Below are 16551 nucleotides of genomic sequence, written 5' to 3' on the forward strand. Positions count from 1 at the left end.
CCCACGGCCATGCACGACGAACGCCGCCGCATCGAGGAACGCGTCGAGCGCGTCCACACCCAGCGCATCAAGCCCGCGATCTACGCGGCCTCCGTACCCTTCGAGGTCGAGGCCTGGCAGGCACCCGGAGAGCCGGTCCCCTTCGAGGAGGCCGCGGCCGCCTCGTACACCCCGTTCGCCATGGACACCCCCTGGGGTCCGCCCTGGGGGACGACCTGGTTCCGGATGCGCGGCCAGGTACCCGCGGAGTGGGCCGGCCGCCGGGTCGAGGCGGTCATCGACCTCGGCTTCGTCGGCGACTGGCCCGGCAACCAGGCCGAGGCCCTCGTCCACCTCACCGACGGCACCCCGCTCAAGGCCGTCAACCCGCTCAACCATTACGTCTCCATCGGCAACCCGGTGCGCGGCGGCGAGACCATCGACTACCTGGTCGAGGCGGCCTCCAACCCCGACATCCTCGCCGACAACTTCTCCAAGATCACCCCTATGGGTGACATCCTCACCGCCGGTGACAAGCCCCTCTACACCTTCCGGCGCGCCGACATCGCCATCCTCGACGAGGAGGTCTTCCACCTCGACCTGGACCTCCAGGTGCTGCGCGAGCTGATGGTCCACCTCGGCGAGCACGAGCCCCGCCGCCACGAGATCCTGCACGCCCTGGACCGCGCCATGGACGCCGTCGACCTCGACGACGTCTCCGGCAGCGCCACCGCCGTCCGCGAGATCCTCGCCCCGGTCCTCGCCAAGCCCGCCCACGCGAGCGCGCACACGGTCTCGGGCGTCGGCCATGCCCACATCGACTCGGCGTGGCTGTGGCCGATCCGCGAGACCAAGCGCAAGACGTCCCGCACGTTCTCGAACGTGACATCGTTGGCGGACGAGTACGAGGACTTCATCTTCGCCTGCTCCCAGGCCGTGCAGTACGAGTGGGTGCGCGACAACTACCCGCTGGTGTGGGAGCGCATCAAGAAGGCCGTCGACAAGGGCCAGTGGGTACCGGTCGGCGGTATGTGGGTCGAGTCCGACGGCAATCTGCCGGGCGGTGAGGCCATCGCCCGCCAGCTGATCCACGGCAAGCGGTTCTTCATCGAGCACTTCGGCATCGAGACCAAGGGCGTCTGGCTGCCGGACTCCTTCGGCTACAACGCCGCCTACCCGCAGCTCGCCAAGCTGGCCGGCAACGAGTGGTTCCTCACCCAGAAGATCTCCTGGAACCAGACCAACAAGTTCCCCCACCACACCTTCTGGTGGGAGGGCATCGACGGCACCCGCATCTTCACCCACTTCCCGCCCGTCGACACCTACAACGCCCGCTTCAGCGGCGAGGAGATGGACCGCGCCGTCCGCAACTACCAGGAGAAGGGCGCCGGCACCCGCTCCCTGGCCCCCTTCGGCTGGGGCGACGGCGGAGGCGGCCCCACCCGCGAGATCATGGAACGGGCCCGCCGCCTCGCCGACCTCGAAGGCTCGGCGAAGGTCGTCGTGGAACACCCCGACGAGTTCTTCGCCAAGGCCCGCGCCGAGTACGAGGACGCCCCCGTCTGGAACGGCGAGCTGTACCTCGAACTCCACCGCGCCACCTACACCTCCCAGGCCCGCACCAAGCAGGGCAACCGCCGCAGCGAACACAGGCTCCGCGAGGCGGAGCTGTGGGCGACCACGGCAGCCCTCCACGCGCCGGACTACGCGTACCCGTACGAAAAGCTGGACCGCCTCTGGAAGACGGTCCTCCTCCACCAGTTCCACGACATCCTGCCCGGTTCCTCGATCGCCTGGGTCCACCGCGAGGCAGAGGCGGAGTACGCGAGGGTGGCGAAGGAACTGGAGGAACTGACGACGGAGGCGGTGGCAGCGCTGGCAGCCGCAGGCGCGGCCGCTGCCGCAGATACCGCCGCTGGCACCACTGTGCCCACCCGTTCCGCAGGGCGGAACGGGTGGGCACAGCCTGCAGCGCCGGGAGCCCATGTCTTCAACACCAGCCCCAGCGACCGTACGGAGGTCGTACGCACACCGGATGGCGCCCTCGCCTACACCAAGGCCCCCGCGAACGGCATCGCCCCCCTCACCCCCACCGACCCCCCACACCCCGTAACGGTCTCAGGCCGAGTCCTCGACAACGGCCTGGTCCGAGTCGAGATCGCCGCAGACGGCACCCTCGCCTCCGTACGCGACCTCAAGGCAGACCGCGAAGTCCTCGGCGACAAGGGCAACCTCCTCCGCCTCCACACCGACCTCCCCAACTACTGGGACGCCTGGGACGTCGACAAGCACTACAAGAACCGCTACACGGACCTGCTGGAGACGGACTCCGTCACCGTGGTCGAAGAGGACCCCCTCCTCGGCGCCATCCGCGTAGAGCGATCGTTCGGCAAGGGCTCCCGCATCACCCAGACCATCACCCTCCGCGCCGGCAGCCCGCGTATCGACTTCGAGACGGACATCGACTGGCACGAGGCTGAGAAGTTCCTCAAGGCCGGCTTCCCCATCGACGTCCGCGCCGCGCACTCCTCCGCCGAGATCCAGTTCGGCCACATCCAGCGCCCCACCCACACCAACACCAGCTGGGAGTCGGCCCGCTTCGAGGTCTCCGGCCACCGCTGGGTCCACGTCGGCGAGCCCGGCTACGGCGTCGCCGTCATCAACGACTCGACATACGGCCACGACGTCTCCCGTACGGTCCGTGAGGACGGCGGTACGACCACCACGGTCCGCCTCAGCCTGGTCCGCGCCCCGCGCATCCCGGACCCGGAGGCCGACCAGGGCAAGCACCGTCTGACGTACTCCCTCCTCCCGGGCGCGACCATCGACGACGCGGTGGCCGAGGGCTACGCCCTCAACCTGCCGCTGCGTGTGGCGGACGCGGCGGGAGCGCCGGAACCGGTCGTCTCGGTGGACGGCGAGGGCGTGACGGTCGAGGCGGTCAAGCTCGCCGACGACGCCTCCGGCGATGTCGTGGTCCGTCTCTACGAGTCGCGCGGCGGCCGGGCCCGGGGCACGCTCCGCACCGGCTTCCCGCTCGCCGGGGCCCACATCACCGACCTGTTGGAACGCCCGCTGGAGGAGACGGCCACGGACGGCGACGGCGTCCCGGTCACTTTGCGCCCCTTCGAGGTGAAGACGGTGCGACTGGCGGTCGGGTTGCCTGGGAAGTAGCGGCCACCGCGTTCCCATCAAGAATTAAGAAACGCGTAAAATCGCAGGTCGCGGCGGGTGCATTGCCCGTCGCGACCGTCTTTCGTCGTCTCGGGGACATCTACAGTTCTCCTATCGACCGTGTGATACGGGACAACGCGAGTGAGAGTTATGAGGTGTCATCGTGCGAGACCCGCGAATGTCAGCGATCGGCAAGGGGCTGAGGCGCCGCGGCAGACTGATCGCCGAGGCGGTGAGCCCGCCGAAGAAGCCCCTGAACGCCGTACCGGCGCCCCGTCGTGAGGCCCCGGCCGCCGCCCAGGAACCCAAGTACGAGGCCCCGCTGGCCCCCCGGCTGGTGGACTCGCCGGTGTTCGTGCTCTCCTCGGTGCGCTCCGGCTCGACGCTGCTGAGGGTCATCCTCAACAGCCACAGCCAGATCCGCGCCCCGCACGAGATGCATCTGCGCACGGTCCACGTGCATCTCGCCCGTGACTTCACCGCGCCCGCGATGCAGGCGCTGGAACTGGACAAGAAGGAGCTGGAGCACGTCCTCTGGGACCGCATCCTCCACCTGGAACTGTCCCGCAGCGGCAAGAAGATCATCGTCGACAAGACCCCGCCGAACACGCTGATCTGGCCGCGGCTGGAGCGATGTTGGCCGAACGCCCGCTACATCCTGCTGCTGCGCCACCCCGGTGCGATCGTCCAGTCCCTGACGAGCCGCCGCACCGACCCCGACCACGAGGCCATCCGCGCCGAGGTCCTCTCCTACACCGAGAAGCTCGAAGAGGCCCGCCAGAACCTCCCGGTCCACATCATCAAGTACGAGGAGCTCACCGCCGAGCCGGAGAAGATCACCCAGGGCATCTGCGACTACCTGGACATCCCCTGGGAGTCGGCCATGCTCGACTACGGCACCAAGGACCACGGCACCTTCCGCCCCCAGCTCGGCGACTGGTCCTCCACCATCAAGTCCGGCCGCATCCAGCAGGCCCGCCAGGCCGACCCCAGCGCCGAACTCCCGGACCGCCTGAAGGAACTGGCGAAGGCCTGGGGCTACGACGCGTAGGTCCACCCGGAGCGGTGCCGCTGTCAGGGAGAGCGCGGAGAGCGCGGAGAGCGCTGGGTGGCGAAGGCGTGGAGGAGGCGGTGGTAGCGGTACCGGCCGGGCTCGGGTGAGTCCAGCAGGGCGGCGTCCACCAGTGTCTCCAGCAGGCTCTCCGCCGTCGCCTCGTCCACCCCGAGTACGGCGGCGGCACGGGCCGGGCCGATGGTGTGGCCACCGGCTGCGGCGAGCAGCCGGAACGCCCGGCCCTGCGCCGGCGACAGCCGCCGGCACCCCGCCTCGAAGACGCTCTCCACGGCCAGGTCTCCGACGCGCAGTTCGGCCAGCAGCCGCCGTTCGTCGGTGAGCCGCGAGGCCAGCGCCTCGAAGGTCCAGCCGGGACGCTCCTCCAGCCGGCCGGCCGCGATCCGTACGGCCAGCGGCAGCGCCCCGCAGGCCGTCACCAGCCGCAGGGCGGCGGCACGCTCCCGGGCGAGCCGGTCGTGACCGAGGGCCGTGCCGAGCAGCGCGAGCGCCTCGTCCGGTGCGAAGACCTCCAGACGGAGGTGGTCGGTCAACGGCAGCCCGGCCAACGGCGATCGGCCGGTGACGACCACCCCGCAACCGGCCGAACCGGGCAGGAGATCCCTGACCTGGGTGGCGCCGCGCACATCGTCGAGAACGAGCAGCATCCGTCTGCCGCCGAGCAGGGACCGCAGGAGGCCGCTGCGCTCCGCCGGGGACCGGGGAACCGAGTCGCCGGGCACGCCCAGAGCGACCAGGAACGCGGCGAGGACCCTCCCGGGCTGCCGGGGTTCGGGCGCGGTGCCGCCGAGGTCCGCGTACAACTGCCCGTCGGGATACGCCGACCGGACATGATGGGCGAGCCGCAACGCCAGCGCCGTCTTGCCGACGCCGCCCATACCGGTCACGGCCACGATCGCGGCCGTCCGCCGCCCCACCGCCGTCAACCGCTGCCCGAGCCGCGCCAACTCGGCGGTACGCCCACTGAAATCGGGCAGATCGGGCGGCAACTGCCCCGGCACGGGAAGCGACACCCCCACCTTCGGCCGAGCCTCGACTCCCAACACGGTCCACCCCCACCCACCCCCCACCCGCCTTCCACCCCCGACCGACGCTCTGCCGCCCGCCGAGCCGTCGTCCCGTGCCCACTGGCCGTCCGCCGCCCGTTCCTTGTCCCGGGTTGGCGTTCTTCGGTCTGCCGGGTTGTCGTCCTGTGCCTGCTGGTTGTCCGCCGCCCGTCTCCTGTCCCGGGTTGGCGTTCTGCCGCCCGCCGAGCCGTCGTCCCGCGCCGTCCGGCCGTCCGCTGCCCATTCCCCGTGCCCGGTCGGTGTTCTTCCGCCCGCCGAGCCGTCGTCCCGTGCCCAGCGGTCGTCACCCGCACGCCTTCCCGGGGCCGTCGATGTCCCACACCGTGCCGATGCCTCGCCACCGACAGGTGGTGCCGAGCCTCCCGCTCGTCCTTCACCGTGAGCGGTGATGGTGCCGCCGACCGACGGCGCTCCCACGCTGCCGTCGCCGACCGGGCTCCGTCGGGCTTCGTCCGTCGTCGGCCTCCCACCGCCTCCGAGTTCTCGGCCGTCGGTGTCCGTCGGTCTCCTGCCACCGGTCCCCCCTCCTCCCCGCGCCCCCCTCTCCTCATACGTCCCGCGGTCGCCCTCCAGGATCATGCGGTGTACGGCGTTGAGGGCCGCGCCGGGGTCGATGCCCTGCTCCCGGGCCAGGCGGGTGCGGTAGGTGGTGAAGACCGTGAGGGCGTCGGCCTGTCTGCCGGCGGCGTGGAGGGCGCGCATCAACAGGCCGTAGGGGCGTTCGCGGAGCGGATGCGCGGCGGTGAGTTCGGTGAGCCCGGGGATGGCGAAGTGGTGGCGGCCCAGGGCGAGTTCGTGGTCGTAGCGTTCCTCCAGGGCCGCCGTGCGCAGCTCCTCCAGACGGTCCCGCTGGCGTTGGGCGAAGGGGCCGGGGACGCCGGTGAGGGAGTCGCCGCGCCACAGGGACAGGGCGGCGGTGAGCAGTTCACCGGCCTGTTCCCGGTGGCCCCGGTCGCGCGCCCGGGCCGCCTGGTCGATCAGCGACTCGGCCTGCCGGGCGTCGAGCGCGGCCGTGGGTGCCGCCAGCCGGTAGCCGTTCCCGGCGGAGACCAGCACGGTCGGCGCCGAGGGGACCCTCTCCAGCAGGCGGCGCAACTGCCAGGCGTAGGTGCGGATCGTGGTGATCGCCTTCGCCGGTGGCGCGTCCCCCCACAGGGCGTCGACCAGTTGCGCGGCCGACACCGTATGGCCCAGCCGGAGCAACAGCACGGCCAGCATGGCCTGTTGCTGGGGCGGACCCACCCTGATCTCGGTGTCGCCCCGCAGAACACGTACCGTGCCCAGCACGAGGAAGCGTAACCGGTCCGGCATCCGTCGCTCGTCTCCTTCACCCCGCCCGGCGGATCACCGGACAACTGACGCGGGAACCAAGGCAGTTGGTGCCGTCGAAACGCACCCACACTCTTGAGCACGGTGTTGCGGCGGGTCCGGTTGCCTGCGGGTTGATCCGACATGGATCGCGTATTGATCGCCACCGCTTAGCGTCTGGCACACAGCCATGCGCACCGAACGGAAGGCGGATCGATGCGAAACAGGACGGCTCTGCTGGCCGCTGCCGCGGCCCTCGCGGCGACCACGCTCGTCGGTACCACCGCGACCGGCGCCACCGCCCAGGGTCCCGAGAGGAATGTCGTACCGATCTCCGAGGTCGTGCCCGAGGCGGACCTCGCGAAGATGACCGAGCAGCGGCCCCTAGTGGAAGCGGCCGACAAGATCAGATGGGCCCAGGAGCGCGGCGGGTTCGCCGGCTTCACGGGGATCGGTCTGGAGGAGGACGGGGTCGCGCTGTGGTGGAAGGGCGAGCTTCCCGCCAAGGTCGAGAAGGCGATCGCCGAGGCCCGGGAGACCGCGCCCGTACGGGTCGTCGAGGCGACGTACTCCCTGAGTGAGCTGAAGGCCGCCTCCGCGCGCCTGCAGACGAAGCTGGCCGAGGAGCCGTCGCTGGGCCACACCGTGAACATCCCCACCGACGGCAGCGGCCTCCTCCTGGCGACGGACGAGGCGGGCGGCGACCAGCGTGCCGCCGCCGCGTCGCAGACGGCGTCCGAGGTGGCCGGGGTACCGGTCCGCACGGTCGAGGAGCCGCGTCTCGAACCCGTCTCCCGCGACAACGACTGGTCCCCGTGGTGGGGCGGCGCCCGCATCTGGCAGCCCAGCGCCGGCTGCACCTCCGGCTTCGGCGTCACCGACAACACCGGAGCGGAGTACCTCCTGACGGCCGGCCACTGCGGCAACTTCGGCGACCCCTTCACCAGCGGGGGCGGCACCTACATCGGCACCCCGTCGAAGATCGACAAACCGCATGACGTGATGCTCATCCAGACCAACGACGTCACCAACTTCATCTACACCGGCACCCCGACCGACAACGTGGGCGTACGGGTCGACGGCTGGGACTGGGTCTACCCGGGCGAGTACCTCTGCCAGTCCGGCGCCACCAGCGCCGGTGTCGTCGGCGGCGCGATCTGCAACATCAAGGTCCTGTTCTTCTACAACGACTCCGAGGACCTGGTCGAGGCCGAGCAGATGGACGGCCAGCAGTCCGCCCGGCCCGGTGACAGCGGCGGCCCGATCTACACCGGCTCCGCCAGCGGCGGCGCGATAGCCAAGGGCACCACGACCCGCTCCGCCGGCGCCCGCCTCGGCTTCCAGGACTTCGGCACCGCCTGGCGCGACTTCGGCGTCTGGATCGCCTCCTGATCCGACAGTCGGATCAGCTGAGGCGCATCTGAAGGCGCATCTGAAGGCGTACCTGGAGGCGCGTCTTGGGGCGCACCTTCGAGCGCACCTGAGATCCGAGGGTGGCTGCCGGACCCGGCAGCCGCCCTTCGCTCACATCGCCCACATCGCTCACACCGCCAGGGGCCGATCGGCGGCGGACGTGCACACCGCCGATGCCGCCGGGGCGAGTGGGGGAGCGTCCGCGGGCCCGACAGCGACGGGACGCGCCTCCACCGGCGCCTCCGCAGCCTCCGGTACGGCCATCGCCACCGGCACCTCGGCGACGACGGGCGCCTTCGCGGCCACCGCCACCTCCGTCAGGTCCCCCACTTGGTGCGGCAACGACACCGGTCGTACGGCGCGCGGCCCCGACACCACCGTGTAGTCGTGCCCGAGCCGCTCCGGCTCGATGTCACCGGTCTCCTCGCCCAGAGCCAACCGCACGGCCGCCCAAGGGGCGTTGACCCCGCACAGGGTCAGCTGATGCAGACCGCCGGCCGGACGGGTGTTGACGTCCATGAGGACCGGGTCCTCGCCGAACATCCGGAATTGAATGTTCGTCAGATAGTGCAGTCCGAAGGACTCGGCGATCCGGCGGGCGGGCTCGATCCACGCGGGGTGGAGGGTGAAGCCCCGGCGGCGGCCGTTCTTGGTGCGGCCCACCGCCATCCGGACCCGGCCGTCCGGGCCGGTCAGACAGTCGACGGACACCTCGGGCTGCTCCAGTCGGGGCATCACCAGCCAGTCGACCGGCTCATCGGCCGCCCGCAGCGCGCCGACGACCATGTCGAGGGGGACATACGGGCTCGGGAAGCCGTTGAGGTGAACGAGCGAGAAGGGGGCGCGCGTCACGACGCGGAAGCCCACACCGCCCGCCCCGGCCGCCGGCTTGAAGCACGCCTTGTGCCCGGCGTCCTCCAACTCCTCGACGGCGGCGATCAGTTGATCGACATTCGTCACCCGGAACCACGGCGGCACCGGCACCCCGTGCGCCTGCACGGCCTCGTACGCGGTGACCTTGTCCTCGAAGACCTCGATCGCCTCGGCCGGCGGCGCCAGCAGGGCCGTACCGAGGGCCGTGAACTCCTCGCGGTGCGCGGCGATCGCGGCCTGGTACAGCCGGGGCACGAAGACATCGATACGGCGCTTGGCGCACTGGTCCAGCGCGTACTCCACATACGCGGCGGGGGAGAGCCCCTCGGGCTCCAGATCGGCGGTGTCGGCGGCGGCCAGGACGGGGGAGTCGGCGTCGCCATGGGTGGCATGGATGTCCACATGTCGGCCGTGCGGATTACTCCGCAGCTGATCCATGAAGAAGACGTTCTCCGCGTACGTGCGGTTGAGCCAGACGCGTACGCGAGAGACCATGCAGGCCGCCTTTCTACGGTTCACGGGCACGGCGGAGCAGGCCGTGCCCGGCCAGGGGAGGTGGAGGTACGCCGAACCGCCGTACGCGAAGGAGGGGGCGTGGCGGTGGTGTTGGGGCCGATCATAAGGCCACCGGGGCCCATGTTTTTGTCACGCGCAGGTTAATCCTCGCGCGGCGGGGCGCACGGGGAGCGCGGTCGGGGGGCGCACCGGGGAGGTGGTGAAGGCCTCGGCAGGTCACTCTTGTCCGCCGGCGCGCACATGTGTTCTTGTTTTCCATGAGCGTTCCGGAGGGGAGTGAGGGTGGAGTCGACGGTCGGCCGACAGGGGAATCTGCTGGCCATCAGCGATCTGCACATCGGCTATCCCGAGAACCGCGCCCTGGTCGAGAAGATGCGCCCCGAGTCCGACGCCGACTGGCTGCTCGTCGCCGGTGACGTCGCCGAGACCGTCGCCGACATCCGCTGGGCCCTCGGCACCCTCGCCGACCGTTTCGCCAAGGTGATCTGGGTGCCGGGCAACCACGAGCTGTGGACCCACCCGAGGGAGACCGTCCCGCTGCGCGGCGTCCCGCGCTACGAGTACCTGGTCGAGGTCTGTCGCGAACTGGGCGTGCTCACCCCGGAGGACCCGTACCCCGTGTGGGAGGGCCCGGGCGGCCCGGTCGTCGTAGCCCCGCTGTTCCTGTTGTACGACTACTCGTTCCTGCCCAAGGGCTGCGTCACGAAGGAACAGGGGCTGGAGTACGCGTACGGCACGGGCGTGGTGTGCACCGACGAGCGGGTGCTGTACCCCGACCCGTACGACAGCCGCGACGACTGGTGCCGCGCCCGGGTCGCCGAGACCGAGCGCCGGCTCGCCGGACTCCCGGACGACCTGCCGACGGTGCTGGTCAACCACTACCCCCTCGACCGGCATCCGACCGACGTCCTGACCTACCCCGAGTTCGCCATGTGGTGCGGCACGGAACTGACCGCCGACTGGCATCGGCGCTTCCGTGTCGAGGTGATGGTCTACGGCCATCTGCACATCCCCCGGACCACGTGGCTGGACGGGGTCCGCTTCGAAGAGGTGTCCGTGGGTTACCCCCGCGAGTGGCGTCCGCGCCCGGGCCCGCCGGGACGGCTGCGCCGCATTCTGCCGATGGAGGTAGGAGCCGGTGATCGAGGAACTGCTCCCGGAGTCGGTCGTGGCCGTGGAGGCGCACACCGATGACATGACCGGCGCCGAGGGGATCGAACTGTTCCCCGAGGAGGAGGCGGTCGTGGCGCGCGCGGTGGCCAAGCGCCGCCGGGAGTTCACCGTCGTACGCGCCTGCGCCCGACGCGCCATGGAGAAGCTCGGCGTCGCCGCCCGGCCGATCCTGCCCGGGGAACGCGGAGCACCGGGCTGGCCACCGGGGCTGGCCGGCAGCATGACCCACTGCGAGGGGTACGCCGCCGCCGCGCTGGTCCGGGCCGGCGATCTCGCCTCGCTCGGCATCGACGCCGAACCGCACAGCGTCCTGCCCGAAGGGGTCCTCGAAACGATCGCCCTGCCCTCGGAGGAGGCCAGGCTGCGCGGTCTGACCGCCGGGCATCCGGCGGTGCACTGGGACCGGCTGCTGTTCAGCGCCAAGGAGTCCGTGTACAAGGCGTGGTTCCCGCTCACCGGCAAATGGCTCGACTTCGCGGAGGCCGACATCGAGGTGTCCGTCGACCCCGACGGCCGACAGGGCGGGCTGCGGGCCGAACTCCTCGTCCCCGGACCGGTGGTGAGGGGCGAGAGGATCTCCGTGTTCCAGGGACGCTGGATCGTCCGCGGGGGACTTGTGGCGACGGCGGTCACGATTCCCTTTTCCGCGGTGACCGAATCGGCGATCGAATCGGCCACCGAATCGGCCACCGAGGTGGCGACCGAAGACGGGGGCGCCAGATGAATTCCCTGACCTATGTGGATCTGCATCGGCAGGTCTCGGCGGAGATAGACGCGGAGATACGGGCGGCCCTGGAGCATCTGGGTCCCGAGTCACCGGCGGTGCGAGCGGCGATATCCGGACTGCTCGACCACCAGCAGATGAAATACCCCTTGTCGGTCCTTCCCCTGCTGGTGCACGCGGCCGAGAAGGGCACTCCCGGACCGGCGATGCCACTGGCCGCCGTGCATCTGCTGTGGTGGACCTCCGCCTGTTATCTCGACGATCTGGCCGACGGCCACGGTGCGTCGAGCCCCGCAGGACTCGACCCGGGCGAGGCCCTGTTGGCGTCCATCGTCGCCAACCAGGCCCTGCCGATCAGAGTGATACAGGCCCAAGCCCTCCCGGACGCGGTGCGGGTCGCGCTGACCGGAGAGATCGTCAACTGCTCGATCGACGCCGCGGAAGGGCAGTTGAGCGATTTGCGCGGCGATACGGAGAACGCCACCCGGGACACCGTTCTCGCGGCCTATCGCGGGAAATCCGGCGCCCCTTACCGAATGATCACGGCCATGGCGGCGATCCTCTCCGGAGCCGACCGCGAACGCGTCGAACTGTGGCGGATGTTCGGTGACGTGTTCGGCATTCTCTGGCAGCTTTTCAACGACCAGGAGGACATTCTCTCCGGTCGCAACGAGGACCTGCTGAACGGCACGGTGACCTATCTCCTCGCCTGCGCCCTCGACGAATCCGCACCCGCATCCAGAGCCAGAATCGTGAAACTCGGCGCGGCCGCCCGGAATTCCGAGGACGCCCGCACGGAACTCGCCGCACACCTGCTTTCCCCAGCCGTCCTCGGACGCTTCGAGAAGGACCTGACCGGCTTCCGTGACGAGGCCCACCGCCTCCTCGACACGCTGGGCGGCGACGCGATGTATGTGCCGGCGCTGCGGCACCTCGTCGACCAGTCCGCCGGGATGTATCTGACACCGATCAGGTGACAGCCCCCGGCGGACCGACGCTTCAGGGCACCCTCGGAACTCCGGTGTCCCTCGGAACGGCGGGCACCCTTAGAACTCCGGGCGCCCTCAGAATTCCGGGCGCCCTCAGAATTCCGGGCGCCCTCAGAATTCCGGGCGCCCTCAGAATTCCGGGCGCCCTCAGAATTCCGGGCACCAGCTCCTCAACAGCCGGAAGAACTCCTCCTCGTTCCCCGCGAGTCCGGCCGCCGCCAGCGCCTGCTCCGCCTCGGCGAGCACGGCGGTCGGCACCACGGGTGGCCGGCCGCCCTCCGGCGGCCCGTCGAAGGCCGCCCGCACGGTCCCCAGCAGCCGCAGATAGGCCTGTACGGCGGAGCGCTCACGGTCGGTCAGTACGGCGGTCGGCATCGAACGACTCTCCCCGGTTCGGCGATTCGGTGCGCGCCACGGAAGTGGCACGACACCAGCTTGCCGTCCGCCACTGACAATCCCGTTGTCCCGCAAGCGGGTTCGCCCGGCCGGCGGACGGCCGGCAACCCCCGGGGAGCGGGTGCCGAGCCGGGTACGGCGGCTACTCGGTGGTGCGGCCCAGCACCGTCCGGCGTTCCTGGTCCGTCAGTGGTGGCCCGGTCAACGGCGGCTTGACCGGGCCGCGCAGCACCGCCAGGACGACCTCCGGTCTGACGAGCGCGGTGATCGGGGCGCAGAGGGTGACCACGTCGAGATACGCGCTGAAGACGAGGGGCCGTCCCAGCGCGGTGCGCGCCAGCCGCTCGACATAGCGGCCGAGGAGTCTTTGAACGGCGCCCGGCTGCTTCCCGATCGCCTCGGGATAGCGGATGTCGACACCGGTGGCCAACCGCCAGGCGACCCCCACCGGCGCCGCCACGTCCCGCTGCACACGGCGTGCCAGCCCCGGTGCCGTGACGCCGTGCGCCGTGACCCGCTCGCGCAGGGCGAGGGCGCACTGTGCGGCGACGGACATGCCGAAGCCGTAGAGCGGGTTGTAGGTGGCGACCGCGTCGCCGACCGCGACGAACCCCTCGGGCCAGGCCGACACCTTCTCGAAGAAGCGCCGGCGGTTGCTGGTGCTGCGGGTGAGCACGACGTCCGTCAGCGGCTCCGCCCGGGACACCAGCTCGCCGATGACGGGGTGCCGCATCGCGCGGGCGAACGACGCGAACTCCTCGTTGGCGGCCGTCGGTTGGCCCCCTCGGGTGCCGGACAGCGTCACCAGCCAGCGTCCGCCCTCGATCGGTACGAGGGTCGCGAACCGTCCCGGCACCGCGTCCGCCGCGTTCGCCTGGACGTTGACCACCGGGTACTCCTCGGTGCCCTCGGGCGCCCGGAAGATACGGGTGGCGTAGACGAGACCGGAGTCGACCTCGTCGATCGGGGCCGGCGGCACCCCCAGCGCGTCGAGCCAGACGGTGCCCCGGGAACCCCGGCCCGCGGCGTCCACGACCAGGTCGGCGGTCAGCACCCGCTCCTCGCCCTCGGCCGAGCGGACCCTCACCCCCGTCACCCGGGAGGCGTCGCCCTCCAGGCCCAGGATCTCGGTGCGTTCCAGGACGGTGACGCGGGGGCCGGCGAGCAGCTGGGCGCGGACGACGGACTCCAGCAGGTCCCGGCTGCACGCGATCATGAACTGCATTTCGGGCCAACGACGCACCCAGCCCTGCGCGGACAGCGAGACCAGACCGGTCGGCAGCGGAATACGCCGGGCACCGGCGGCCAGCCAGGCCTCCGTGACGCCGGGCAGCAACTCCTCCATCGCCCGCGCCCCACCGGACCACAGCAGATGCGCGTGCTGCGCCTGCGGCACGCCCTTGCGGGGCTCGGGCCCCTCGGGCAGGGCGTCCCGTTCGACGAGGGTCACCTCGGCGTGCTCCCGCAGCGCGGCAGCGGCCAACAGCCCACCCAGCCCCGCCCCGAGCACAACGGCCCGCCGGCCCGCGGAGACCGACGGTCCGCGCGCGCCGCCATGGGATGCGCCGCTGTCGCGCGCGGCGTCATGGGATGCGCCGCTGCCGCCTGCGCCGCCGGTCGGTTGGCCGCCGTCGCTCTCCGGCGGGCCGGAGTCGGCTGATCCGCTGTCCGACCGGCGGCTGCGGCCCGCGTCGTTGTCGGGTCGGCGGCTGTCGGCCGTGTCTCCGCCTGCCGTGTCTCCTTCGGCGGTGCCTCCTTCGGCGGTGCCCTCGTCCGACCGGTGGCTGCGGTCGGCGTCGTTGTCGGGTCGGCCGCTGTCGGCCGTGTCTCCGCCTGCCGTGTCTCCGCCGGCGGTGCCTCCTTCGGCGGTGCTCTCGTCCGACCGGTGGCTGCGGTCGGCGTCGTTGTCGGGTCGGCGGCTGTCGGCCGTGTCTCCGCCGGCGGTGCCTCCTTCGGCCGTGTCTCCTTCGGCGGTGCCCTCGTCCGACCGGTGGCTGCGGTCGGCGTCGCTGTCCGGTCGGCGGCTGTCGGCCGTGCCTCCGCCTGCCGTGCCTCCGTCGGGTCGGCCGCCGTCGCCTGTGCCGTTATCGGGTTCTCTCATGGCAGTCGCTCTCTGACCTGGTCGCGGTGGCCCATTCGCGGGCGGCCGCTACGACGGGGGACTGGCGCAGGGCGATGGACATCCGTACGAGGTCGCGGGGGTTCTCGGCGGGTGCGGTCGGGGCGTCGGCCGCCGCCGAGTCGAGGACCCGGCCCTCGGGGTCGTCCGCCCTTGCCCGTACCGCCGCAGTCACCATCGCCGCGTCGGCCTCGGCCCGTGCCTGCACCGGTTCGGAACCGGCGGCGACGGCCGCGTCGTAGGCCTTGGCGCGCACATCGGAGTCGAAGTACGGGTAGAGGCTGAGCATGCCGTCGTGGATGGCGGACTCCCGCTGGGTCATCTGCAACTGGGCGGGCGCCCACCAGGAGATCCGTACATCATGGCTCGCATGGCCCCACACGGGCCTCAGCTCCCGCCACAGCGGGCCGAGGGTGCGGTAGGTGGACCAGGTGGTCCAGGCGTCGCCGATGCGCTGTCCGGCCCACGGCAGACAGAGGCCGAGCGCGCTGATCTGGGCGCCGACGGAGGCCATCGCGGGGGCGACGTGCGTGCTCAGATCGTCCAGGTTCCCGCCCTGCCAGCGGGCGGCCAGCGCGATGAACTTGGCCCCGGCGAAGGTGAGGTTGACCAGATAACCGAACGCGATGATCAGCAGTCCGGCGCGCAGCCAGCCGCGCACCTGCAGCGCCCAGCGCCAGCACATCACGTTCATCACGACACAGGCGACGGTGTAGGCGAGGAGGTACAGCACGATCATCTCCCGCAGGAACGGGGAGTCGGCGTAGTACGTGTCGAAGTCCCGCACCCGCTGCGCCGGCGCGTCCCCGAGCACGAACAGCACCACGATCGTCGCGCACACCACCCCGTACCCGGCGATCCACCGCCGCGCCAGCCGTCGGGTCGACCCGGGAGGGCCGCCGCGCCAGTTGATGATCAGCACCAGACAGGAGCTGCTGAAGGCGCTCATCAGGACGTAGACCAGGGTCGCCGAGAAGTTGGTGATGCCGGTGACCCGGTTGACCAGGACGATGGTCGGCGGCGCGGCGAAGCAGAACGACAGCGACGCCAGCGCCATCAGCGCGCACACCGACCTCAGCAGGGGGTCGCGCCAGTGGCGCAGCAGCGCCGGGGTCTTCAGGGCGAGCGCCACCGCCATCGCGACGGCCGGTACGTAATAGCTGATCCCGTCCATTCCCGACGGCTCAGCCCCGAGGCCCGCGGTACCCCAGCGAGGCCCCGATACGACCCGCCAGATGTTCGCGTCCCATGGGCCCGCGCTGCGCCGAACCGGCGAGCCAGGTGCGGCACTTGCTGGCCAGCAGCAGCCCGAAGCTCTCCGCGTCCTGCTCGTCCGCGAGGTCGAACCGGGTCCGGGCGGCGACCTTCAGGACGGTCGCTCCGAGGTCGGCGTCGGCGCTCAATAAACGCGCGGCGACGGCGGCGCCCACATCGCCCTCGGCTCCCGGCACATGCTGACCGTGGTGCCCCGCCTGCATGTGCCACAGCTCATGGCCGAGGATCACCAACTGGTGGTCGGGCGCGGTGCGCTCCTCGATGACGACGAGGTCCTGCTCGGCCATGTCCAGCCACAGCCCGCTGGCCGTACCGGGTGGGAAGGCGGCCGTACGGTACTGGACGGGGCGGCCCCGGCGTCTGCTCATCGCGTCGCACAGCGCGCCGTAGAGGTCGGCGGGGTCCGCCGGGGCCGGGAGTGTCAGCTCGCCGACCAACTCGCCGCACAGACGGCGCATTTCCTTTCCGATGCC

At 71.2% G+C, this 16551-nt stretch carries 12 protein-coding genes; 6 read left to right on the forward strand and 6 right to left on the reverse strand.

The window, feature by feature from the left end; translation table 11 throughout:
* Positions 1-9: 9 nt before the first annotated feature.
* Together ACWD4G_RS05255 and ACWD4G_RS05260 are read left to right on the forward strand one after the other, a co-directional pair.
* Entirely contained in the window at positions 10-3153 is a 3144-nt protein-coding gene (locus ACWD4G_RS05255; RefSeq protein ID WP_451290843.1) for an alpha-mannosidase, read from the forward strand.
* A gap of 163 nt (positions 3154-3316) precedes the next feature.
* On the forward strand, positions 3317-4204 hold the full coding sequence (locus ACWD4G_RS05260) for a sulfotransferase family protein (protein WP_451290844.1): 888 nt from the start codon (positions 3317-3319) through the stop codon (positions 4202-4204).
* Between the two features lie 23 nt (positions 4205-4227).
* Here the strand turns inward: ACWD4G_RS05260 and ACWD4G_RS05265 are convergent, their stop codons facing one another.
* Positions 4228-6603 carry a BTAD domain-containing putative transcriptional regulator gene (locus ACWD4G_RS05265; RefSeq protein ID WP_451290845.1) on the reverse strand — a complete coding sequence of 792 codons (2376 nt, stop codon included), beginning with the start codon at positions 6601-6603 and terminating at the stop codon, positions 4228-4230.
* A gap of 213 nt (positions 6604-6816) precedes the next feature.
* On the opposite strand from ACWD4G_RS05265, the gene ACWD4G_RS05270 reads away from it, so the two are divergent.
* Positions 6817-7992 carry a trypsin-like serine protease gene (locus tag ACWD4G_RS05270; RefSeq protein ID WP_451290846.1) on the forward strand — a complete coding sequence of 392 codons (1176 nt, stop codon included), beginning with the start codon at positions 6817-6819 and terminating at the stop codon, positions 7990-7992.
* Positions 7993-8142: 150 nt separating this feature from the next.
* Here ACWD4G_RS05270 and ACWD4G_RS05275 read toward each other — a convergent pair whose 3' ends face one another.
* Positions 8143-9381 (reverse strand): ATP-grasp domain-containing protein, encoded by a 1239-nt coding sequence (locus ACWD4G_RS05275; protein ID WP_451290847.1) that lies wholly within the window; start codon positions 9379-9381, stop codon positions 8143-8145.
* A 303-nt stretch (positions 9382-9684) separates the two neighbouring features.
* On the opposite strand from ACWD4G_RS05275, the gene ACWD4G_RS05280 reads away from it, so the two are divergent.
* Genes ACWD4G_RS05280 through ACWD4G_RS05290 form a run of 3 tightly spaced genes read left to right on the forward strand, consistent with a single transcriptional unit; the run spans position 9685 to position 12276 of the window.
* Positions 9685-10596, forward strand: coding sequence for a metallophosphoesterase family protein (locus ACWD4G_RS05280; RefSeq protein WP_451290848.1), 912 nt, complete (start codon positions 9685-9687; stop codon positions 10594-10596).
* On the forward strand, positions 10541-11299 hold the full coding sequence (locus tag ACWD4G_RS05285; RefSeq protein WP_451290849.1) for a 4'-phosphopantetheinyl transferase family protein: 759 nt from the start codon (positions 10541-10543) through the stop codon (positions 11297-11299). Before ACWD4G_RS05280 ends, ACWD4G_RS05285 begins: the two co-directional genes overlap by 56 nt.
* Complete coding sequence (locus tag ACWD4G_RS05290) at positions 11296-12276, forward strand: polyprenyl synthetase family protein (protein ID WP_451290850.1); 981 nt, start codon at positions 11296-11298, stop codon at positions 12274-12276. Before ACWD4G_RS05285 ends, ACWD4G_RS05290 begins: the two co-directional genes overlap by 4 nt.
* Before the next feature lie 159 nt (positions 12277-12435).
* Here ACWD4G_RS05290 and ACWD4G_RS05295 read toward each other — a convergent pair whose 3' ends face one another.
* The 4 genes from ACWD4G_RS05295 to ACWD4G_RS05310 form a co-directional block, all read right to left on the reverse strand.
* A complete protein-coding gene (locus ACWD4G_RS05295) occupies positions 12436-12663 on the reverse strand; it encodes a hypothetical protein (RefSeq protein ID WP_451290851.1) in 228 nt (75 codons plus the stop codon).
* A gap of 163 nt (positions 12664-12826) precedes the next feature.
* Complete coding sequence (locus tag ACWD4G_RS05300) at positions 12827-14194, reverse strand: FAD-dependent monooxygenase (RefSeq protein WP_451291143.1); 1368 nt, start codon at positions 14192-14194, stop codon at positions 12827-12829.
* Positions 14195-14768: 574 nt separating this feature from the next.
* On the reverse strand, positions 14769-15977 hold the full coding sequence (locus ACWD4G_RS05305) for an MAB_1171c family putative transporter (protein WP_451290852.1): 1209 nt from the start codon (positions 15975-15977) through the stop codon (positions 14769-14771).
* Positions 15978-15987: 10 nt separating this feature from the next.
* Complete coding sequence (locus tag ACWD4G_RS05310) at positions 15988-16536, reverse strand: toxin-antitoxin system, toxin component (protein ID WP_451290853.1); 549 nt, start codon at positions 16534-16536, stop codon at positions 15988-15990.
* Positions 16537-16551: the final 15 nt, after the last annotated feature.

The organism is Streptomyces sp. NPDC002643 (genome assembly GCF_053592555.1).